23 protein-coding genes, 1 tRNA gene and 2 pseudogenes are annotated in these 19,009 nt (G+C 62.3%); 16 read left to right on the plus strand and 10 right to left on the minus strand.

All coding sequences use genetic code 11. The features are described 5' to 3' along the window. The first annotated feature begins 118 nt into the window (after positions 1-118). The 6 genes and pseudogenes from FHS82_RS06360 (at position 119) to FHS82_RS06385 (ending at position 3,425) form a co-directional block, all read left to right on the plus strand. Positions 119-1,573 carry an ATP-binding protein gene (locus FHS82_RS06360; protein ID WP_166949991.1) on the plus strand — a complete coding sequence of 485 codons (1,455 nt, stop codon included), beginning with the start codon at positions 119-121 and terminating at the stop codon, positions 1,571-1,573. A gap of 147 nt (positions 1,574-1,720) precedes the next feature. Next, positions 1,721-1,797, plus strand: a tRNA-Arg gene (locus tag FHS82_RS06365). A gap of 309 nt (positions 1,798-2,106) precedes the next feature. Beyond that, a pseudogene (locus FHS82_RS21415) lies at positions 2,107-2,190 on the plus strand (IS66-like element accessory protein TnpA); the annotation flags it as partial. A gap of 95 nt (positions 2,191-2,285) precedes the next feature. Next, positions 2,286-2,438: a hypothetical protein gene (locus tag FHS82_RS21420; RefSeq protein WP_343042524.1), complete on the plus strand. Its 153-nt coding sequence runs from the start codon at positions 2,286-2,288 to the stop codon at positions 2,436-2,438. Between the two features lie 258 nt (positions 2,439-2,696). Further along, complete coding sequence (gene tnpC, locus FHS82_RS06380) at positions 2,697-3,311, plus strand: IS66 family transposase (protein ID WP_166950001.1); 615 nt, start codon at positions 2,697-2,699, stop codon at positions 3,309-3,311. A gap of 6 nt (positions 3,312-3,317) precedes the next feature. Beyond that, complete coding sequence (locus FHS82_RS06385; RefSeq protein ID WP_343042523.1) at positions 3,318-3,425, plus strand: transposase domain-containing protein; 108 nt, start codon at positions 3,318-3,320, stop codon at positions 3,423-3,425. 18 nt (positions 3,426-3,443) lie between these two features. Here FHS82_RS06385 and FHS82_RS21075 read toward each other — a convergent pair whose 3' ends face one another. Continuing rightward, a complete protein-coding gene (locus FHS82_RS21075; protein ID WP_246225112.1) occupies positions 3,444-3,716 on the minus strand; it encodes a zinc ribbon domain-containing protein in 273 nt (90 codons plus the stop codon). 32 nt (positions 3,717-3,748) lie between these two features. Continuing rightward, positions 3,749-4,705 (minus strand): recombinase family protein, encoded by a 957-nt coding sequence (locus FHS82_RS06390; RefSeq protein ID WP_246225114.1) that lies wholly within the window; start codon positions 4,703-4,705, stop codon positions 3,749-3,751. Between FHS82_RS06390 and FHS82_RS06395 the strand changes: the two genes are divergently transcribed. Further along, the gene (locus FHS82_RS06395) at positions 4,670-5,047 is read left to right on the plus strand and encodes a RidA family protein (RefSeq protein WP_166950003.1); all 378 of its coding nucleotides are present in this window, start codon (positions 4,670-4,672) and stop codon (positions 5,045-5,047) included. The two genes, FHS82_RS06390 and FHS82_RS06395, sit on opposite strands and share 36 nt — an antisense overlap. A gap of 16 nt (positions 5,048-5,063) precedes the next feature. Here the strand turns inward: FHS82_RS06395 and FHS82_RS06400 are convergent, their stop codons facing one another. Continuing rightward, on the minus strand, positions 5,064-6,116 hold the full coding sequence (locus FHS82_RS06400) for a LysR family transcriptional regulator (RefSeq protein ID WP_208394109.1): 1,053 nt from the start codon (positions 6,114-6,116) through the stop codon (positions 5,064-5,066). Between FHS82_RS06400 and FHS82_RS06405 the strand changes: the two genes are divergently transcribed. Next, complete coding sequence (locus FHS82_RS06405) at positions 6,073-7,071, plus strand: aldo/keto reductase (RefSeq protein WP_166950005.1); 999 nt, start codon at positions 6,073-6,075, stop codon at positions 7,069-7,071. The two genes, FHS82_RS06400 and FHS82_RS06405, sit on opposite strands and share 44 nt — an antisense overlap. 24 nt (positions 7,072-7,095) lie before the next feature. Then, entirely contained in the window at positions 7,096-7,512 is a 417-nt protein-coding gene (locus FHS82_RS06410; RefSeq protein ID WP_166950006.1) for a nuclear transport factor 2 family protein, read from the plus strand. A gap of 102 nt (positions 7,513-7,614) precedes the next feature. On the opposite strand, the gene FHS82_RS06415 is transcribed toward FHS82_RS06410, so the two are convergent. Then, a complete protein-coding gene (locus FHS82_RS06415) occupies positions 7,615-8,370 on the minus strand; it encodes an SDR family NAD(P)-dependent oxidoreductase (RefSeq protein WP_166950007.1) in 756 nt (251 codons plus the stop codon). 176 nt (positions 8,371-8,546) lie between these two features. Here FHS82_RS06415 and FHS82_RS06420 point away from each other — a divergent pair, with 176 nt between their 5' ends. Then, positions 8,547-9,146, plus strand: a complete 600-nt coding sequence (locus FHS82_RS06420) for a TetR/AcrR family transcriptional regulator (RefSeq protein WP_166950008.1) — start codon at positions 8,547-8,549, stop codon at positions 9,144-9,146. Positions 9,147-9,237: 91 nt separating this feature from the next. On the opposite strand, the gene FHS82_RS06425 is transcribed toward FHS82_RS06420, so the two are convergent. Then, positions 9,238-9,825, minus strand: coding sequence for a TetR/AcrR family transcriptional regulator (locus FHS82_RS06425; protein ID WP_166950010.1), 588 nt, complete (start codon positions 9,823-9,825; stop codon positions 9,238-9,240). Between the two features lie 73 nt (positions 9,826-9,898). Here FHS82_RS06425 and FHS82_RS06430 point away from each other — a divergent pair, with 73 nt between their 5' ends. The 4 genes from FHS82_RS06430 (at position 9,899) to FHS82_RS06445 (ending at position 12,241) form a co-directional block, all read left to right on the plus strand. After that, positions 9,899-10,303 (plus strand): hypothetical protein, encoded by a 405-nt coding sequence (locus tag FHS82_RS06430; RefSeq protein WP_166950012.1) that lies wholly within the window; start codon positions 9,899-9,901, stop codon positions 10,301-10,303. A 150-nt stretch (positions 10,304-10,453) separates the two neighbouring features. Further along, positions 10,454-11,143: an EthD domain-containing protein gene (locus FHS82_RS06435; RefSeq protein WP_166950014.1), complete on the plus strand. Its 690-nt coding sequence runs from the start codon at positions 10,454-10,456 to the stop codon at positions 11,141-11,143. A gap of 89 nt (positions 11,144-11,232) precedes the next feature. Beyond that, positions 11,233-11,631, plus strand: coding sequence for a VOC family protein (locus tag FHS82_RS06440; RefSeq protein ID WP_166950016.1), 399 nt, complete (start codon positions 11,233-11,235; stop codon positions 11,629-11,631). A gap of 13 nt (positions 11,632-11,644) precedes the next feature. Continuing rightward, on the plus strand, positions 11,645-12,241 hold the full coding sequence (locus FHS82_RS06445) for an NADPH-dependent FMN reductase (RefSeq protein WP_166950018.1): 597 nt from the start codon (positions 11,645-11,647) through the stop codon (positions 12,239-12,241). Between the two features lie 310 nt (positions 12,242-12,551). On the opposite strand, the gene FHS82_RS06455 is transcribed toward FHS82_RS06445, so the two are convergent. From FHS82_RS06455 to FHS82_RS06475, 5 genes and pseudogenes are all read right to left on the minus strand, one after another. Further along, positions 12,552-12,926: a YciI family protein gene (locus FHS82_RS06455; protein ID WP_166950020.1), complete on the minus strand. Its 375-nt coding sequence runs from the start codon at positions 12,924-12,926 to the stop codon at positions 12,552-12,554. Between the two features lie 44 nt (positions 12,927-12,970). Further along, positions 12,971-13,846, minus strand: a complete 876-nt coding sequence (locus FHS82_RS06460) for an SDR family oxidoreductase (RefSeq protein WP_166950022.1) — start codon at positions 13,844-13,846, stop codon at positions 12,971-12,973. A 147-nt stretch (positions 13,847-13,993) separates the two neighbouring features. Next, positions 13,994-14,428: a dienelactone hydrolase family protein gene (locus FHS82_RS06465; protein ID WP_166950024.1), complete on the minus strand. Its 435-nt coding sequence runs from the start codon at positions 14,426-14,428 to the stop codon at positions 13,994-13,996. A 104-nt stretch (positions 14,429-14,532) separates the two neighbouring features. Continuing rightward, positions 14,533-15,062 (minus strand): annotated as a pseudogene (gene trbF / locus FHS82_RS06470) (conjugal transfer protein TrbF). A gap of 75 nt (positions 15,063-15,137) precedes the next feature. Next, positions 15,138-16,364 (minus strand): CaiB/BaiF CoA transferase family protein, encoded by a 1,227-nt coding sequence (locus FHS82_RS06475; protein WP_166950026.1) that lies wholly within the window; start codon positions 16,362-16,364, stop codon positions 15,138-15,140. A gap of 587 nt (positions 16,365-16,951) precedes the next feature. On the opposite strand from FHS82_RS06475, the gene FHS82_RS06480 reads away from it, so the two are divergent. Both FHS82_RS06480 and FHS82_RS06485 read left to right on the plus strand, forming a co-directional pair. Further along, positions 16,952-18,166 carry an ABC transporter substrate-binding protein gene (locus FHS82_RS06480; RefSeq protein ID WP_166950028.1) on the plus strand — a complete coding sequence of 405 codons (1,215 nt, stop codon included), beginning with the start codon at positions 16,952-16,954 and terminating at the stop codon, positions 18,164-18,166. Between the two features lie 91 nt (positions 18,167-18,257). Continuing rightward, positions 18,258-19,007: an SDR family NAD(P)-dependent oxidoreductase gene (locus FHS82_RS06485; RefSeq protein ID WP_166950030.1), complete on the plus strand. Its 750-nt coding sequence runs from the start codon at positions 18,258-18,260 to the stop codon at positions 19,005-19,007. The last annotated feature ends 2 nt before the right edge of the window (positions 19,008-19,009 follow it).

The raw sequence follows: 19,009 nt of genomic DNA on the forward strand, positions 1-19,009 counted from the left end.
GCGAGCACGACAGACGGCCCGGCCGGGCGAACCGGGAGAGGCCGATTCGGCGCGTGCGTTTGAAGCGACCGCGGTTGAAGGCGCAGCTCAGCCCCCTCCGGGCCGCGAGAAAGGCGGGATGAGCCTTTCCGTCCGCCTGATGATTCTCACAATGGTGTTCGCGCTGTGTGCGCAGGCGCTCGTTTTCGTGCCGGCGATCACCGCCTTCCGCCGCGCGTGGCTCAACGACCGGCTCTCGGCCGCGCAGATCGCCGCGCTGGTGCTGGAGGCCGCGCCGGACGCGGCGGTGCCGCCCGCCATCGAGGAACGGCTGCTCAACGGTGTCGGCGTGATGGGCATCGCGCTCAGCGGTGGCGGCGCGCGGCACCTGCTCTCGAACGACGGGATGCCCACGGAGGTGGCGCGCACGATCGACCTGCGCAACGCCACCTGGACGGAGCTGATGCGGGACGCGCTCGCGGACCTCTTCATCGGGGACGCGACCGCGATGCGGGTGATCGGCGAGGGCATGGGCGAGATCGCCTTCGTCGAACTCATCATGGACCCGACGCCGCTGCGCCACGCCATGCTGGCTTTCTCGGTGCGCATCGCCGCCTTGTCGCTGCTGGTGTGGGGCGTGGCGGCGGCGGCGCTCTATATCGCGCTGATGCGCTTCATCGTGCGCCCGGTGCGCAGGCTGGCGGGGCACATCACGGCCTTCGAGCGCGAGCCGGGCAACCCGGCGCGCATCATCGTGCCGTCCGGCAAGCGCGACGAGATCGGCATGGCGGAAAGGGCGCTCGAACGGATGGAGCACACGCTTGCCACGGAGCTGCGCCAGCAGCAGCGGCTTGCCGCGCTCGGGCTGGCGGTCGCGAAGATCAGCCACGAACTGCGCAACATGTTGACGGCCGCCCAGCTCATTTCAGACCGGCTGATGGAAGTCTCCGATCCGCTGGTGGAGCGCTTTGCGCCCCGCCTCATCGCCACCCTCGACCGGGCGATCGCGTTCTGCGAGGCGGCGCTGGCCTATGGCAAGGTCAAGGAGGCGTTGCCGCAGCGCCGGCGGTTCCGGCTGCGGCCGCTGGTCGAGGAGCTGCGCGACAGCCTCGGCCTCGGCACGCGCGAGGACATCGGCCTTGTCATCGACATACCCGATTCCCTCGTTCTCGACGCCGATCCGGATCAGTTGTACCGGGTTCTGCTCAATCTCGGCCGCAACGCGATGCAGGCGCTCGAACAGGAGATCGCCCGCCCGGGTGCGAACGGCCGCCTGCCGCATGGGCGGGCGCCGACGATCGTCATATCCGCGCGCGCGCAGCCATCGGCGGGGCCGAGCAGTGACGCCGCCGCCGGGGTGATGATTCGAATCGCGGACAACGGCCCCGGGCTCGCACCGCACGCCCGCGAGCGCCTGTTCGAAGCCTTCAGCGGCACGACCCGCTCCGGCGGCTCCGGCCTCGGCCTGCCGATCGCCGCCGAACTGATCCGCCTGCACGGCGGCACCATCGCGCTGGACACGCAACCGCAGCAGGCGGACAGTGGAGCCTGTTTCGTCATTTCCCTGCCGCCACGGCCGCCGAACGGTGGATAACTGATTTTACCGTTCTATATCAAATTGATAGTGCCATTTTCATGAAGAATTTCACCCTTCGGAACGAAATAGGGCTTGCCAATCGGGAGCGTCACAGATACTAACACCCCTCATCGCGCGGTCACAAACAACGCCGCAGCGAACAATGCGCCCGTAGCTCAGCTGGATAGAGCACCAGACTACGAATCTGGGGGTCAGAGGTTCGAATCCTTTCGGGCGCGCCATTTAACTTCCTGAAATATCAAGCTAAATACCGCCTGCGCAAATGCGGTACCGGCTTAAATTTGCAAATTAAGCCGGTTTTTAAGCCGGTGTTGGCGTGCATGCTGATCCTTCGCCCTTGCGGCCGAATGAGCGCGACGTTCGGGGATCAGATCGGCGTGAGCTGTCAGGCGAACTGAGAAACTGCCCCCTGTCGAATCGTAACGGTCCGGTCTGACTGCTCTGGCTCGTGCTGAGAGAGGCGGATAGTGTCCACTATCGATGGTGGACAGTATGGTGCTTGTGTGGCGCGTCGGACGAAGCGGCTTTGGATGGATGATGAGAAGCGGTCGATCTGTTTCCAGACGACTGCGCCTGGCGTTTCGGTTGCCCAAGTGGCGCGGCGCTACGCGGTGAACGCCAATCTGATCTTCAAATGGCTGCGCGATGCCCGTTATGCACCGGATCCGGCGGCGGTTCCGTCCCCCTTGGAAGAGGCGCGCTTTTTCCGGTGGAGATCGTCGCTGAAGCGCAGGCACCGGTGGCAGCGCCCGTCGCTGAGAGCCACCTCGAGATCGAACTGGCTGGCGGCCACCGGATGCGGATCAGCGGCAGCTATGATCCGGAAGCCTTGGCGCGACTGATCCGGGGGCTGACGGCGTGATCCCGGTACCAGTCAATACGCGGGTCTGGCTGGCGGCCGGGGTCACGGACATGCGCAAGGGCTTTGCGGCGCTGACGGCGCGGTTGAAGTTGCCGGACATCGAGGAGAAGGACAAACCCAAACGCCGTCCGATCCCAGACCACATTCCCCGGATGGAGGTGGAACTGACGCCATCGGCCGCCATGTCCTGTCGGCCGAGGCCATCTTTGCCGACGACACGCCGGTCGGCATGCTCGCCCCGGCACCGGCAAGACCCAGATGGCCCGGCTCTGGATTGACGCCCGCGACGAACGCCCATGGAGCAGTGATGCGCCTCCGGCGGCCTGGTATCGGTTCTCGGGTGACCGCAAGGGCCAGCACCCGAAGGATCATCTCGCCCGCTTCCGCGGCTGGATGCATGCCGATGGCTATGCCGGGTTCGAGGATCTCTACCGCTCGGCTGCTATCCGCGAGGTCGCCTGCATGGCCCATGTCCGGCGCAAGTTCGTGGACATCCACCGGTTGCAAGGCTCCCCCATCGCCGAAGAGGCCATCGGCCGGATCGCCCAGCTATATGCCATCGAAAAGGAAGCTCGAGGGCCGCCACCTGATCGTCGCGCAGAGCTGCGAAAGACCCATGCCGCCCCTGTCTTCGATGATCTCGAGGCTTGGCTGGCCACGCAACTCACCACAATCTCGGGCAAATCCCCACGCGCGGCGGCCATCCGCTATGCCCTGGCCCGAATGGAACGCCTGCGCCCTTACCTCGACCACGGCATCCTGGAACTCGACAATAACGCTGCCGAACGCGGCATGCGTGCCATCGCCCTCGGGCGAAAGAACTGCCTCTTCCTCGGCTCCGAGGCGGGCGGCAAGGCCGCGGCAATCGCCTAAACCCTGATCGAAACGGCCAAGCTCAATGCCGTCGACCCACACCCCTGGCTCGCCGACACTCTCGCCCGCATACCGGACTGCAAGATCACAAAGGTCGATGAGATCCTGCCCTGAAAGTGGAATGGGTAGCGGTCAGGCCGGACGCTTACGGATGATGTCGGAGGCGGTCATGCGCTTCACCTCGGCTTCTGCCGAGTCAATCGACGCGCGGCCCTCCATGCGCAGCCGGTTCATCTCGCGGGTGAATTCATCGCAGAATTCCTTGAACAGCGCCGGGTCCATCAGGTGATGGCGCGGCGCGTTCAGCACCCGTGCCTCAAGCCGGTCGCGGCGAATGTTCTGGCGGTTGTCGCAGGTGCCCTTGTTGCGTGCCGTCGAACAGCCGACCAGATCGGCCGAGATCATCGAGTAACCACCACCGCAGCAGGCGCACCTGGTCAGGCCGGAGAAGAGGTATTTCGGCCGGCGTCGATCCCGGAAGTGGTTCTCGGTCTCACCACTGTCGGCGCGGGTCTTTCGGCGCGGGTCTTCTTGATCGCCGCCTGTCGGGCTTTGGCGGCCTGCCATAGATCGTCGTCGAGGATTCGTAACTCTGGAACCTCCTGGATGATCCATTCTGACTCAGGGTTCGGCCGAGCCTGGCGCTTGCCGGTACCGGGGTCTTTCAGGAACCGCTGGTGGTTCCAGACCAGCTTGCCGACATACATCTCGTTGTTGAGGATGCCATTGCCTCGTTTGGCATTACCATTGATGGTGCTGAATCCCCAATCGCCACCGCCGAGAGCATTGATGCCGTCCTTGTTCAGCTCGACGGTGATGCGCTTCGGCGACTTGCCGGCCACATAGTCGCGGAAGATGCGGCGGATGACCTCGGCCTCGATTTTGTTGATCGTGCGGTCCCCGCGCGCCGGCTCGCCGTTGCCATCGAACTTCTTGACGACATCGTAGCCGTAGCAGTTACCGCCGCCGGACTTCCCTGCCTCGACGCGACCACGCTGGCCGCGCCGAGTCTTGTCGGCGAGATCCTTCAAGAATAGCGCATTCATCGTTCCCTTGAGGCCGACATGCAGGTGGGTGATCTCACCCTCGGAGAGCGTGAAGAATTTCACATCCGAATAGGTCATGCGCTTGAAGACACCGCCGATGTCTTCCTGATCACGGGATAGCCGGTCCATCGCTTCGGCAAGGATCAGGTCGAAGCGGCCGCGGTTGGCGTCAGAGATCAGCGCTTGGATGCCGGGACGCAGAAGGGAGGAACCCGAGATCGCGTGGTCGGAATATTCCTCAACGATATGCCAACCCTGTTTTTCGGCATGGAGGCGGCAGACATGTAACTGGTCGACGATCGAGGCGTCGCGTTGATTGTCGGAGGAATAGCAGATTACGGGGCGCATGGCTATTCGGCGGCGGTCCGTTCCGGTGATCTGCTGTTCGTATCGGGTCAGGTCGGCAGCCGTGCCGATGGCTCGCCGGAGCCGGATTTTGCCGCGCAGGTCCGCCTGGCCTTCGCCAACCTCCGGGTAACGTTGGCCGCAGGAGGGTGCAGCTTCGACGACATCGTCGATGTCAGCACCTTCCACACCGATCCCGAAAACCAGTTCGAGACCATCATGGCGGTGAAGAACGAGATATTCCCGCAGCCGCCCTTTCCGAACTGGACCGCGATCGGCGTCAATTGGCTTGCCGGCTTCGATTTCGAAATCAAGGTCATCGCTCGCATCCCCGACAAGGTCTGACCACCCTTGTGGCGCCCTATCCGTCGGAGGTCGCGCGCGTCCCGTGCCGGGTGTGCTTGACGAAATCCACAAAGGCACGAAGCGCGGAGGGCATCAGCCGCCTTTCCGGATAATAGAGATAGGGACCATCGAACGGCTGGCACCAATCCTCCAGAACCGCTTCCAATGTCCCGGCCTTCAGATAGGGCTCGCAATGCTCGGTGAACAGGAGTGCAAGCCCGAGGCCGCTGCGGGCCGCGCTGAGTTGGGTGTGCGGTTCCGTTGTGAAGATGGGGCCACTCGGCGCGATTTCGACCTCTTCTCCGTCCCGTTCGAACGGCCAGTTCAGGCGATTCCCGCGCGGGAATATCTGTCCGAAGCACGGCCTGTCGACAAGTTCCTTCGGATGGTCGGGTCGACCATGTTCCTTGAAGTAGTCTGGTGAGCCCACGACGCAGAACCTTTGCGGACCGCCAAGAGGCACGGCGATCATGTCCTTGGCCAAGGCTTCGCCATAGCGAACTCCGGCATCGAACCCGGCGCCGATGACGTCGATGAAGCTCTCGTCCGCAACGAGTTCCACCCGTATTGCGGGATATTGCCGCAAGAAGTCGATGATCAGTGGCGTTACCCGGAAATCCAGCGCCGGGCGCGGCCCGTTGATGCGCAGCGTGCCTGTTTGCGCCTGCGTGCCTGGGCCGAAACCGGCGAGCGCCTCGCCGATGCTCGCCATCGGCGGGTCAATCGCGGCCAGAAGCTGACTGCCCGCGTCCGTCAGAGCAACGCTGCGTGTCGTGCGGTTGAAGAGCCGCGCCCCGAGGTCATTTTCCAGGTTGCGGATATGCTCGCTGAGGGTAGCAGCCGTGATGCCAAGCTCCAGTGCCGCGCGACCGAAATTCCTGTGTTTCGCCACGGTCGAGAACATGCGCAGCCGATTGAGGTCGATCGCCATTCTTCGGAATCCCCTGATAGTAGATTCGGATTTTATCCGATTATTCCCGATATGTTTAGGGTTTAGAGTCTCCTGAGCAACAAGGAGAACATCCATGACCAGAAAACTTGGAAAATCGGGACCAACCACCTCCAGCATCGGCCTCGGCGCCATGGGGATGTCGGACCTGTACGGCCCTGCCGACCGCACTGAGAGCATCGCGACCCTTCGCGCCGCCCTCGACCACGGCGTCTCACTCATCGATACCGGCGATTTCTACGGTTGGGGCCACAATGAGCTGCTGATCGCCGAGGCGATTGCTGGCCGCAAGCGCGAAGATATCCAGATCAGCGTCAAGTTCGGGGCCCTGCGCGACCCGGCGGGCGGCTGGGGCGGCACGGACAACAGCCCCACGCATGTGAAGAACTACCTCGCGCAGAGCCTTGCGCGCCTGCACACGGACTACATCGACATCTATCGTCCGGCCCGCCTCGATCCCCGCGTCCCGATCGAGGAAACTGTGGGCGTTCTGGCCGAGATGGTGAAGGCCGGTTACATCCGCCACATCGGACTGTCCGAGGTCTCGGCCGAGACGCTGCGGCGCGCCCATGCCGTGCATCCGATTTCGGACCTGCAGATCGAATATTCGCTCATCTCGCGCGGCATCGAGGCGGAGATCCTGCCAACCGCCCGCGAGCTGGGCATCGGCATCACCGCCTATGGCGTTCTTTCCCGTGGCCTCATTTCGGGCCATTGGAACAAGGCGCGGGCCGGCGAGTACGACTTCCGCAACATCAACCCGCGTTTCCAGGGTGAGAACCTCGACCGCAATCTCGAACTGGTCGAGAAAATCCGGGCGCTTGCGTCCTCCAGGGGCGTGACGGTCGCGCAGCTCGCCATCGCCTGGGTTCTGGCCCAGGGCGACGACATCGTTCCGCTCGTCGGCGCCCGCAAGCGGGATCGCCTTGAGGAGGCGCTGGGGGCTCTCGCCACAACGCTTTCCGCCGAAGATCTGGCCGCCATCGAAGAGATCGTGCCGGTGAATGCGGCGGCCGGCGCCCGCTACAACGACTACCTCATGGGCGATCTCGACAGCGAAAAGACGTCTGCGTGATGCGAACGGGTTGGAGGAGTGCCAATGAAGTGGCTTCTGAACATCGGGATCGCAGCGGCCCTTATTTCGCTCAGTGCTGCACCAGTCATCGCGCAGAATAAGGAGACTGAAATGAATGCTATAGCTATCCCCGCGCCTCTCGATGCGCTCGTTTCTGTCGTCAATGGTGGAGACACCGAAGGGTATCTCGCGCTTCTGACCGAGGACAGCGTTGTCGACGACAACGGTGATCGATACGTCGGTAAGGCCGAGATCAAGACCTGGTCCGACCGCGAACTGATCGGAGCCAAAGGTGTCATGACCGTTCAAGGCGTCGAAACGCACGGAACGGAAATCCACCTCATCGCCGATTGGAAGAGCAATTTCTACACCGGGCCAGGCAGATTCATCTTTACTCTCCGGGACGGAAAAATCTCCGAGTGGAGAATCCGCGCCATTTAGGCCACAATCATCGTTTGCGCTCCAAGGACGGCTTCGCCGCCTTGGGGCGCCTTGCGTTTGATAGCCACGAAGAATTGCAAGTTTGACGGTGGAGCAGAAACCCTAGATCTGCACTCCGCCACCGATATCAACGACGCCGCCCGTGATGTAGCTCGCATTCGGTCCTGCGAAGAAGCAGACCGTCGCGGCCACTTCTTCAAGCGTTGCGATGCGACGGATGGGGTGCAGATCCATGATCGCATCGGGAAGATTATCTGCAACGCCGGCGGCCATGTCGGTGGGCATGATGCCCGGCTGAATGACGTTCACGGTGATGTTGCGCCGTCCCAGATCGCGAGCCACGCCTCTGGCGTAGCCGAGCACCGCCGATTTGGTGCCGGCATAGTCCGCTACACCGGGGAAGGGAACACGAGTGCCGAGGGTTGAGCCGATGAAGATGATTCTTCCTCCATCGGGGAGCTTCTGCGCTGCGGCCCGCGTGGTCGCGACAGAGCCAAGGACGTTGACCTGCCACTGACGATCGAGACCCGCTACGTCGAGTTCCGGATCGTCGACCAGTTTGCCTTGAACGGCGATCGCGGCGTTGTTTACGAGAATGTCGAGCTTACCAAAGTGAGCCAGAACCGTATCGATCAGCGGCTTGGCGGCGCTCAGGTCAGCCTGGTCGCTTTTGATGGCAAGAGCGCGCGTGCCCTTAGCCTTCAGCTTTTCGACGACTGCCTCAGCCTTCTCCGCCGACGACATATAGCTGATGGCGATATCGGCCCCCTGGTCGGCAAGGGCCTCGGCCGTGGCGGCTCCCAGACCGCGCGAGCCTCCGGTGACAAGGGCGACTTTGCCCGACAGTGGTTTCGACATGGGTGATCCTTCCTTGAGCATGATGGGTGAATTACGTCGCCGGCGGTGGATAAACGGGGCGTTGCGGCTACGGGCACGGTTTCATAACGAGCGTTACGCAATAGGGCTACGAAATCTGGACAGGCGGAGTCAAGCCGTTTAATAATGATCATTATGAAAATGATCCGGGTGACTTGATGGGACGGCCGCGCGAATTCGATGTCGATGAGGCGCTGGACGCCGCGCTGGCGGTCTTCTGGCGCAAGGGATTCGAGGGCGCCTCTTACGCGGATCTGACGCAGGCGACCGGCGTGGAGCGGCCAGCCCTCTATGCGGCCTACGGAAACAAGGAGGAATTGTTTCGTCTCGCGCTTCAGCGCTATTACGAGCGCTATATGGATTATGTCCCCGAGGGCCTGAAGCAGCCGACTTCCTACGATGTGGCGGCTTATATCCTTCGCGGCGCGGTGGAGCTTTGCACACGCTATCCGGACCATACCGGATGCTTCGGGGTCAACGGAGCTTTGGCGTGTTCGGACAACGCCGAGCCCATTCGCAAAGCCTTGATCGATGCCCGAGCGTCCGGCGAGGCGGCGCTTCGCACGCGCTTCGAGCGGGCCAAAGCCGAAGGAGACCTGCCGGACACTGCTGATAGCGGAACCTTGGCGGCCTATCTCATGGCGATCCTTCACGGCGTTGCCGTGCAGGCCAAGGCAGGATTCTCCAGAGAGGTGTTGATGGCGGTCGCCGATCAAGCCCTCTCAACTTGGCCGTCTGGCAGGCATCATAACGTGTAAGTCGGCGATATTCATGTCGATGGCGGCATCAAAGTCGATGCCGACGAGAAACGCGAACGCCCGTTCCGGGTGCGGCATGGTTCATGAAGGATCACTTTTCAGAGGGCAGGTCACAAGTCTGATCAATCGCGACCGCGACCAGGTCCTTCAACGATGCGCGGACATGGGTTCCGAAATCTGCTGAGGAACCGTCCGAACACCATCGATCGATCGCAATTCGCCATATCAGGACGCCCACCTCGGCAGCCATTACTGCAAGATGGGTCGGAATGGCCCGCTCCTCCAGGGTCGTTGCGATCGCGGCAGCGAGCGAGCGCATTTTCATCAGCTCGCGCTCGTGGAACTCGGCGTTGGCTGCGACGATGGCCTGCCGGGCGATAACATCGGCCCGGTTTGCATCGAAGAAATTGCCGGCCGTCTCCAGGGCGCTGACGACCACCTCGAGCGGGCGAGCGTCTTCGGCCTCACGAACGGCCCCGATGATTTCTGCCTCCAGCTCGTCCGCCCGCCAGAAGAGAACCTCCGGCTTGTCGATGAAGTAGCGGAAAAAGGTCCGCTCTGTCAGACCGGCCGCCGCCGCGATATCGGCAACGGTCGTCTCCGCGTAGCCACGATCGCGGAAAACCTCGATCGCCGCCCTTCCAAAGCGCTCCCGCGCATTTTCGATCTTCTGAACCATTATTCGTTGATAGCACCATTGTCAGTTTCTGCCAATCGCATTACATTGGCAGAAACTGACAATGGAGTCTCTCATGCCCCACATTCTCGTCATCGGCTACGACCCCGACAGCGTTGACTACAGTGATCCGGGCACACCCGCAGGCCTTGACAAGGAAAAGGTCTGGGCTGGAACGCTGGAAAGCCTCAAGCGCATACGCGACTATGGCTGGCAGGCCACTCAGTGCATGGTCAAGCCGGACAGAACAGCGGCGGATACAGTCTCGCAGGCCCTGTCCGCCACCAGATACGATTGCATCGTCATCGGCGGCGGCGTTCGCCTGTCGCACAAGAGCGTGCCCGTCTTCGAAATCATCGTTGACACTGTCCGCCGGCTTGCTCCCGGCATTCCCCTTGCCTTCAACGAGGGGCCTGCCACCAGCCTTGAATCCGCCCAACGCTGGCTCGGGACCAACGGCCAAGGGTTGGAAACTGTCTAGGCCTGGTCCTTCGCAGCGGCCGCCGGACGGTTCGTCGGATCGTCCATCCAAAAGCTGCGGCATTCCTGTCTGACCTGCAATTTCATGTGTCGTTCAGAAGCGGAAACGCTGCGTTTGACACGAACCATTCCTCTTTCGCGGAGTAAAACCATGACGCCGATAAAAATGTTCGTGACCATCCGAAGCAAGCCGCACCTCTCGAAGCAGCAATTTCACGACCACTGGCGGCACCCGCACGGAACATGGGGGCGCGGCATACGGAACCTGACAAGCTATGTACAGAGCCATCGCATGGACACGCCCCATCTGAGGGCCGCGCAGGCAGAGCTCGACGGCGTGGTCGAAGTCGGTCTTGAGAACGCTGAGGACGTCGCAGGCTTGTCGACGGACAAGGCCTATCGCGAGTATCTGCAAGCCGACGAACCCAATTTCGTGGAGAACATCGGCCTGAGCTTCATGAACGAAGACGTTCTCCGATCGGGAGAGCGTCCGACGGAAGGGCACAGCGACGGCAGGTGGCTCTGGCGGGAATCCGAGCAGCCCGTGTCCATCAAGCTCATACAGGTCATCACGAATGTCGGTAGAGAGCCTTGGAAATCGGATGACGAAAGGGCGATCGGACAGGCCCTGGCGGCGACAAGGCATGTCATCGCAACGCCCGATCCTGCTCTTCACCCTATGAACGAACCGAGCGCGATCGTCGCGATTCGACAGCTCTGGTGGCCGACCTACACGGCCTTCGAGACGGGAATCTCACAGAGCCAGACCGTATGGCAGGAGCTTACCGCCCAGGCAGCGGGCCGCTATTCGGGCCTCTTTCAGGCCGAGCGTTTCTTCTGAGACCGCTTTTGCCTTGGGCAAACCACACAAGAAGCTTCCGCGATCACCATAGGGGCGGCGCGCAATATCAAGGATATGGAGTTCAATAGATGAAACTGGCATCAACACGTCTGATCGCTTCCGATCTCAAAGCGGTCGTTTCCTTTTACGAAACCGTGACGGGCATAGAAGCGGTCTGGCTTGCCCCTGTTTTCGCGGAAATCGTAACCCCATCCGCGGCTCTGGCGATCGGCGGGGTTCAGACCGTCCCCCTGTTCAGCGAAGGCAGCGCGGAACCTGCCGCCAACCGCACCGCGATCCTCGAATTCATGGTCGATGATGTGGACGCGGAATACGAACGGTTGAAGCCTCTGGTCGAAGTCGTTCAGGAACCCAAGACCATGCCCTGGGGCAATCGCGCGGCTCAGTTCCGCGATCCGGAAGGGACGCTCGTAAGCCTGTTCACGCCTGTGACGGACGAAGCGAAGCTGCGGTTTTCAGGGAGGTAAGAGTAATATGAACATGCAACGCAAACCCCGCATCGCCATCATCATTGGCTCCACGCGCCCGACACGTTTTGCCGACAGGCCCGCACAATGGATGCTGAAGCAGGCGCAGAGCCGGGACGACATGGAAGCGGAAATCGTCGATCTCCGCGATCATTCACTGCCTTTCTTCGACGAGGTAGCCTCAAATCTCTGGGCGCCGAGCCAGAATCCGGACGCGATCCGATGGCAGCAAACCATTAATCGCTTCGATGGTTACATCTTCGTCGTTGCTGAGTACAATCGCTCCATCACGGGCGTTTTGAAGAACGCGCTCGATCAGGCCTACAACGAATGGAACCGAAAGCCGTTCACCGCCATTGGATATGGCGGTCTCGGCGCGGCGCGCGCAGTCGAGCATCTCCGAACAATCGGCATCGAATTGCAGATGGTCTCCACACGTTCCGCCGTCCATATCGGCGGGGGTGACTTCTTCGCCGTCATGCCACATGGCGGCAACAAGCCGATCGAGGATATCGAGGCAAACCTTCTGCCATCCGCCAAGACGGCGCTCGACGAACTCGTCTGGTGGGCGCATGCGACGATGGCTGCCAGGACGTCATCGCTGTCGTGACAAGCAAATCCCAAGCCGGCAGCGGCATGCGAGTCGCCTGTACTGGCCTCGCTGAGACGGTCCCGTCATCTCGGCCGCCCCGTAGAGCGCATCCTCTGGGATATGGATAAGCTTCGATCCGAATTCGCCGGGCATCCGGAGGACGACGGGATGCGGAAATATCATCTGGGCTTTGCGCGGGATACCGGAGTGGCGTGGGACAAGAAGAGCACGTTCAATGTGGCTCAGGGCATCGCGGTGACGGATGTGCCAGCCTGGCTCGCTCAACACAAGGGAGCTTGGCATAGCGACATCCGACCACCAGAAGGGCTCAGTCGAGAGCAAAGCTTCGGTCGGAGAAATCGACCGACAGGATCAGCCGGCCCTCGTTGACGGTCCATCGTTTGATCTCGAAGGTGACGCCGCCGCTCGTTACCAGCGGATCGCCGCCAGCCATGGCCTCGGCGTCTTCATGGCTGGCGGCCCGAAATACGGTCATGCCGCCTGCCGGCTCGCCCTCGCGCCCGGATAGAGGGCCGGACGCAAAGATCCTGCCTTCCTTCTCCAGCGCGATGATCCAACGATGATGGTCGTGCATGGCGGGTGCGATGCGCGTCGCATCGGCGGTCGTGCGAAGCATGACGAAGAAGGTCTTCTGCAGCATCATGGAAACGAGACGCTCGTCGTCATCGATGGCGTGGCTCATACGGTGGGTTCCTTTTTTGTATGTCTATTCGAGCGGCGCCGGGATCAGCCGATCTTTTCCAGATCATCCAGGAGGCCCGGACCTGTCGGATGCCAACCCGTCTTTCGGGCTGTCGCCTTGGACGAAGCCGGCATGTCCTGGCTGGCGAAGAGAGCAAAAGGTCCGAAATGGCCTTCGGCTTCCTCCGGGCGGAGCGATTTCGTCGGGAGACCGAGTGTATCGCCGATCTTCGCGGCAATGGCGTGCAGTTCGATCCCCTCTTCAGCGACGGCGTGGTATCTTGCGCCGGTTTCGGGAGCCTCGAGAACCAGCCGGAAAAGCCGGGCCACATCCGAGAGGTGCGCCGCCGGCCACCGATTGCCGCCATCGCCGACATAGGCGGATACGCCGGTCCTCCGCGCGACCTCGATCAGGCTCGTGACGAGTCCCTGCCTGGCGGCGTTATGGATCTGCGACAAGCGGACGACCGATGCCGCGACGCCCTGCGAGGCAATGTGGAGTGCAGTCTGTTCAGACATACGAGGGAACCGGTAATCCGCCGGGATGCCGTCGTCTTCCGTCACGACCCGTCCGGGAGCCAGGCCGGCCAATCCGTTCGGAACGAGAAAGGGTTTGCTTGTGCCGACGAGGGCTTCGCCAATGACCTCGATGGCGCGTCGATCAAGATCGCACGCTTGCTGGAAATTCGCATAGTCGGGATTGAACGCCAGATGGATGACGCCGTCGGCTCTGGCGGCGCCCGCGCGCAGACTGTCATGATCTGAGAGCGAACCGCGTTGAGCCTGGGCGCCCGCTGCCTGGAGCGCACGCTCTGCTTCCTCGGACCGCGCCAGCCCTAGCACTTGATGGCCCGTGGACAGAAGTTCGGAGACAACCGCGGAGCCAATGAATCCGTTTGCACCGGTGATGAAAACCTGCATGATCGTTCCTCATTGTCAGTTTCTGACAATGAGTAGCATGATTGTCAGAAACTGACAATAGCTCCGCGATGCCGACACGGTTCATAAAGCTCCAGATGCGCGTGAGCGTTCACAAAGGCAGCTACGATCTATGACGTCTCGTGGCGTTCATTCGCCCCTTGCCGGCGGCCGCTGGATGCCTTGCTTTTCCAGAAGCCGTAAAGTCTCGCGGAACGCGAGATCGGAGCATTGCTGGTCGAAGTCAGCGCGCCGGTCGGAGTTGAAGCCGTGGCCTGCTGGGTAGGTCAGCACCTCCACGGCCGAATGCTGCTCCAGTGCGTCCCTGGTCGACCGCATCGGGATCTCGCTGTCGTCGCGTCCGAGATGGACGAGTGTCGGACAAAGCGGCGTCTCGGAGGCAAGTGTCGGGAGCTTGCCGCCATAGTAGCAGACGGCGGCCGAAAGCCCGTTCAGGCGGCCGGCGCTCGCCCAGGCGATCGAACCGCCGTAGCAGTATCCGAGCATGAACACGGGGCCGGCGTGGCGCAGTTCATCGAGGAGTGCCAGCTTGACACTTGTTTCGGCGCCCTGCTCAGGAGACATGGGCGCGTCGACTCCATGAAGGTCGGTCTTCACGAAACCGGGATGTGCCGCGTTGATCTTCGGTGACGGCGGTGAGTACGGCCGGCAAGGGCGGCACGTCGGCGTCATAGCTGATTTCGGGCGGTTTGTAGGTCGCGCAGCCGCTCGGCGTCGCGCGGGGGCTGGATGACGATGGTCAGGATGGCGGTCCAGCGCTCGGTGGTGGAGAACTGACCATTCTCATAGTGCCTTTCGGTCCACGCGACGCGGAAAGAGTCGGGGGGAGGCTCGGATGACGCTGGAGACCTCGACGGCGACCTGGCTCCGGCCGACCTTCGTGAAACGGGTCGTTGGCGCGGGCATAGTCGTTGAGCGCTGCCGCGCCGCGATCCGTCGTCCATTCATAGGCGCGGAGCCAGCTCTGTCGGACGATAATGGCGTCGGCGGGGATGCTCCTGACCTGCTCGATGAAGCGACCGAGATGGAAAGCAATCTGCGGATCGGTCGGGCGATAGTCGGCCGTCGCCGGGGCGACCGTCTGGGCCTGGCCGAGCCGATCGACCTGCACCACCCAGGACACGACGGTGCCGCGTGCCGACTGCCAGACCAGGGCCGCAGCAAAGCCCGCCGATAGGATGAGCGAACCGAAGGCCATCAGCCGGAACCGTGGCCGTCACCGGAACGGACGGCATGGGCGGCGGAACTGAACGCACAGTGCGATTGCATGCTGTTACGCTTTGGCGTCGCGCACTTTCGCCCACAGTTCGGCGTCGTGGTTGGCGGTCAATGCTGCTCCTTCGGTGATGAACGACCGTATTTCTTTATCCTCATACCCGATCTGTTGGAGCACGGCATATGTATGCTCTCCGAGGAGCGGAGGCGGCGAGTTCTCGACGTTTTCTCCCGTTAGCGCCGGCAGCGGAAAGTTCGGGGCCGCGAACGCGTAGCACGAGAATGGGAATTGCGCGTATTTTCCGGATTCGCGGGCCTGCGGTGCGTCGAGGACCCTGTCCGGGGAAAGGACCTCGGTAAAGCCGGCGCCAACCTCCGACAGTTTGCGGGCAAGCTCGTCGTAGTCGAAGGTCTCGACCGCCGCGCTCACAAGCTGCTCGACCTGCGGCCGGCTCTTTCGCCTCTGCCGCAGGGTCGCCAGCTCGGGATCGGTCGCCACGGATGCTGCTTTGCAGAACTTGCTCCAGTGCTCATCGGTGAGCATGACCAGATAAATCCACCGGTTGTCGCGGGTCTCGTAGGCGCCATATCCCGGAATGCTGAACTCGGGGGAGGGTTCCTGATCCTGCCGGCCGAGGAGCTGTGAATTCAGCTGGACACCGACAAGCTCACGCGCTGCGATGTGCAGGCCGGTTTCATAGAGACCAAGCTCGATGTTGCGGCGCCTGGCATCCCCGCCTGCGTCGAGAAGCGCCGACAGAATGGCCATGACGGCATAGCAGCCGGCGAATTGATCGTGATACGAGGGGCCAAGGCGTGACGGCCTGCCGTCGACGCGGTTGGCATACATGACGCCCGTGGCGGCTTCCGCGATCGGATTCGAGGCGACGCCCTCCGACAGCGGCCCGGCTCCGTATCCCTTGATGTGGCAATAGATGATAGCGGGGTTGATGGCTGAGCAGCCTGTGTAGCTGACGCCCAGCCGCCTCGCCGCGCCGGGGGACAGATTGTGCACCACGACGTCGGCGTTCTTCACCAGCTTGTGAAAAATCTCCAGACCGCGGTCCGACCGCAGGTCCAGACAGATGCTCTTCTTGCCGCGATTGTAGGCGATGTATGTGCCGCTTGGGCCGCCCCGAACCAGCTTGCGCGTCGTGTCGCCTGACGGCGGTTCGATCTTGATCACTTCCGCTCCCATCTGGTTGAGTATGTGGGTGGCGAACGGTGCGGCGATCATGCTGCCCAGTTCGAGCACGGTCCGATTGGCGAGAACCCCGGTGAACATTACCTCTCCTTATCGCTTTAGGTGTCGACCGCCAATCAAACACAATGGCGGAGTGACCAAATAATGCATTTTACATAATGCATGGAGATGGCGCCTGGTGCAATGGTTGTTGCCGATTGCCGTGGTTGCTGCTGCCTGAAGCAAATGTCGCTGTATAATTTGGGGGACGATTCGCGCGGATATGGCCGCAGCGCCATTCAGGCTCAGGATGCTAATTATCTAGCGTTGCCTCAGTTTGCAGGCGCAAACTGAGGCTCCGGGCAGTGACGGGTTGAGAGGATGGGTATACGGGCCGAGCCTTGCGCTATCGAGAGGACATCGTCCGGCAGCTTGGTAGGGCGGCTGCGGATCACCTGTGCGGAGCGAAAATAGCGAGAGATTCATATAATGCATGGTGCATTTTTTGTTGACCGATACGTCTGGTCGCAATAGCCTGCAAAAAAAGATTGGCAGACTGGCGGGGCGCGCTCGAAGAGGGATAGCAGCGGTGCACGCCTTGCCGGGAGTCCATAACAATGCCGGGGAACAGCTCTTCGCTTCGATGAAAGCGCGGTTGTCCTAACGGCAGCTCGATGGGGAGGGAAACAATGAAGGTGCATGTTCGAAAAAGTATTGTAGCCGCAGCTGCTCTGGCGCTGTCGGTTGGCGCGGCCTTCTCTGCCGGCGCCCAGCAGGTGGGGATAGACGAGCAAAAAAAGGTGGTGACTGTCGGCGCGTTCACGCCGGTGACCGGGCCGGTCCCGTTCTATTCCATCCTCACCCACGCCGCTGAAGCCCATTTCAAGCATCAGAACGAGAACGGCGGCATCAAGGGCTGGACGGTGAATTACGTCACCTATGACGACGGCTATGATCCGGCCCGCAGCGTCGCCGTCACCCGCCAGCTCGTGGAGGACAACGGCGCCTTCGCCCTGGCGGCGTCGGTCGGTACTGCTACCAATACGGCGGTGATTCCCTATGCGAAAGAGGTCGGGCTGCCGATGATCGGGCCGATCGGCGGCGCGAGCGCGTTCTTCGTCGAGCGCAACGTGTTCCCGCTGCTGCCGGATTACGGCTGGTCGGCCGCTGCGAACGCGGACTATGCTGTCAAGGAGCTAGGGCTCAAGAAGATCGCGCTACTGTGGGAGAACGACGAGCTGGGCAAGTCCGCCAAGCGCGGCTTCGACGCCTATATGGCCGAGCAGGGGCTGACGCCGGCCGAGTCCGTTTCCTTCGACGTCAAGACGACGAGCTTCAGTCCGCATATCCGTCGGGTTGCGAATGCGGGCGCAGAAGCGGTCATCCTGTTCGGATCGAACGCGAACCTCGCCGCCGCGCTGAAGGTCGCCGATCTTCAGGGACTCAATGTCAAATGGTTTGCCCCGTTCTTCACCGCGGACCCGTCGACGTTCAAGCTGGCCGGCGATCTGCTGAACGGCACCTATTTCTCGTCCTGGCTGCTGCCGGTCTCAAGCGACGATGCGCAGGTCGCAGCGTACCGCGATGCCATCAAGAAGTATTATCCCGATGATCCCGTCGGCGTGTTCGGCCTCAACGGCTGGAGCAACGCGGCGGTGTTCTCCAAGGGATTCGAGGCCCTGCTCGACAGCGGCAAGCCGCTGACGCGCGAGAATCTGATCGCGGCGCTGGAAACGCTCGACAACGCCGCCGTCGGCGGCGCGCGCGGCGTATCCTTCCGTCCGGGTGACCATCGCGGCACCCGCCAGGAGGGCATCATCCAGGCGCAGAACGGGGAATTCGTCCTGGTGCGCGATTTCCGGCCGTATCCCACCGTGGTGTTCGACGCGACGACGGGCAACTGAGTGCGCTGACGCCGGGTGTGCAACGGGCGGGCGCGAGCTGGCTTTCCACGCTGGCTTTCAATGACGATTTTCAATTCATGAGGAGATAGGAATGGCCAACATTCCGGTTAGTGCTCCGGCGCGCCTTGACGGTCGCACCGCACTGGTCACCGGCGCCGCCGGCGGCATCGGCAGGGCGACGGCGCTCGCTCTCGCCGAGGCGGGGGCGACGGTAGTGGCGACCGACATAGTCGAGCACACGGATTTCGGCACGAGCGGCGTAAAGTACCGCAGGTATGATGTGACCTCACGCGAAGAGACGCGCGCGACGGTGTCGTGGGTCCTCGACACGGTCGGTCGCATCGATGTTCTCGTGCTCTGCGCCGGGACGATCTCGCACCGCTCCCTCACCGAAGCGACGGACGAGGAGTGGGGAGCGATCCTCGACGTGAACCTGATGGGCGTCGTCAACCCGTTGCGGGAGGTTTTTCCCGTCATGATGGAGCAGGGGGCCGGCAAGATCGTGGCCCTCGGCTCGATCGCCGCGAAAATCGGCGGTGTCGCTTCGGGGCCGGCCTATATCGCCGCGAAGTCCGCGGTACACGGCCTCATGAAATGGGTTGCCAAGGCGGGCGCGCCGCATGGCGTGTTCGCGAGCGTCGTCGCGCCGGGGCCGGTGGAGACCCCGATGTGGCAGACGGTTACGCAACGGGCCGCGCCGTCCCCGAACGGCAACGTGCCGCTCGGCCGTTTCGGCCAGCCCGAGGACGTGGCGCAGGCCATCCTTTTTCTGTGTTCACCCGCGTCCAACTGGATCACCGGCACCGTTCTCGACGTGAACGGCGGCATGTTGATGGATTGATG

Source organism: Pseudochelatococcus lubricantis (assembly GCF_011762225.1).
GTDB classification, from domain to species: Bacteria; Pseudomonadota; Alphaproteobacteria; order Rhizobiales; family Beijerinckiaceae; genus Pseudochelatococcus; species Pseudochelatococcus lubricantis.

Bases quoted from the DNA above. Each gene is read 5' to 3' on its own strand.
- FHS82_RS06360 (WP_166949991.1), top strand. From the start codon at position 119: ATGAGCCTTTCCGTCCGCCTGATGATTCTCACAATGGTGTTCGCGCTG.
- tnpC (WP_166950001.1), top strand. From the start codon at position 2,697: ATGGCCCGGCTCTGGATTGACGCCCGCGACGAACGCCCATGGAGCAGT.
- FHS82_RS21075 (WP_246225112.1), bottom strand. From the start codon at position 3,716: ATGATCTCGGCCGATCTGGTCGGCTGTTCGACGGCACGCAACAAGGGC.
- FHS82_RS06390 (WP_246225114.1), bottom strand. From the start codon at position 4,705: ATGCGCCCCGTAATCTGCTATTCCTCCGACAATCAACGCGACGCCTCG.
- FHS82_RS06405 (WP_166950005.1), top strand. From the start codon at position 6,073: ATGACCAGAAAACTTGGAAAATCGGGACCAACCACCTCCAGCATCGGC.
- FHS82_RS06400 (WP_208394109.1), bottom strand. From the start codon at position 6,116: ATGCTGGAGGTGGTTGGTCCCGATTTTCCAAGTTTTCTGGTCATGGAT.
- FHS82_RS06410 (WP_166950006.1), top strand. From the start codon at position 7,096: ATGAAGTGGCTTCTGAACATCGGGATCGCAGCGGCCCTTATTTCGCTC.
- FHS82_RS06415 (WP_166950007.1), bottom strand. From the start codon at position 8,370: ATGTCGAAACCACTGTCGGGCAAAGTCGCCCTTGTCACCGGAGGCTCG.
- FHS82_RS06420 (WP_166950008.1), top strand. From the start codon at position 8,547: ATGGGACGGCCGCGCGAATTCGATGTCGATGAGGCGCTGGACGCCGCG.
- FHS82_RS06425 (WP_166950010.1), bottom strand. From the start codon at position 9,825: ATGGTTCAGAAGATCGAAAATGCGCGGGAGCGCTTTGGAAGGGCGGCG.
- FHS82_RS06430 (WP_166950012.1), top strand. From the start codon at position 9,899: ATGCCCCACATTCTCGTCATCGGCTACGACCCCGACAGCGTTGACTAC.
- FHS82_RS06435 (WP_166950014.1), top strand. From the start codon at position 10,454: ATGACGCCGATAAAAATGTTCGTGACCATCCGAAGCAAGCCGCACCTC.
- FHS82_RS06440 (WP_166950016.1), top strand. From the start codon at position 11,233: ATGAAACTGGCATCAACACGTCTGATCGCTTCCGATCTCAAAGCGGTC.
- FHS82_RS06445 (WP_166950018.1), top strand. From the start codon at position 11,645: ATGCAACGCAAACCCCGCATCGCCATCATCATTGGCTCCACGCGCCCG.
- FHS82_RS06455 (WP_166950020.1), bottom strand. From the start codon at position 12,926: ATGAGCCACGCCATCGATGACGACGAGCGTCTCGTTTCCATGATGCTG.
- FHS82_RS06460 (WP_166950022.1), bottom strand. From the start codon at position 13,846: ATGCAGGTTTTCATCACCGGTGCAAACGGATTCATTGGCTCCGCGGTT.
- FHS82_RS06465 (WP_166950024.1), bottom strand. From the start codon at position 14,428: ATGTCTCCTGAGCAGGGCGCCGAAACAAGTGTCAAGCTGGCACTCCTC.
- FHS82_RS06475 (WP_166950026.1), bottom strand. From the start codon at position 16,364: ATGTTCACCGGGGTTCTCGCCAATCGGACCGTGCTCGAACTGGGCAGC.
- FHS82_RS06480 (WP_166950028.1), top strand. From the start codon at position 16,952: ATGAAGGTGCATGTTCGAAAAAGTATTGTAGCCGCAGCTGCTCTGGCG.
- FHS82_RS06485 (WP_166950030.1), top strand. From the start codon at position 18,258: ATGGCCAACATTCCGGTTAGTGCTCCGGCGCGCCTTGACGGTCGCACC.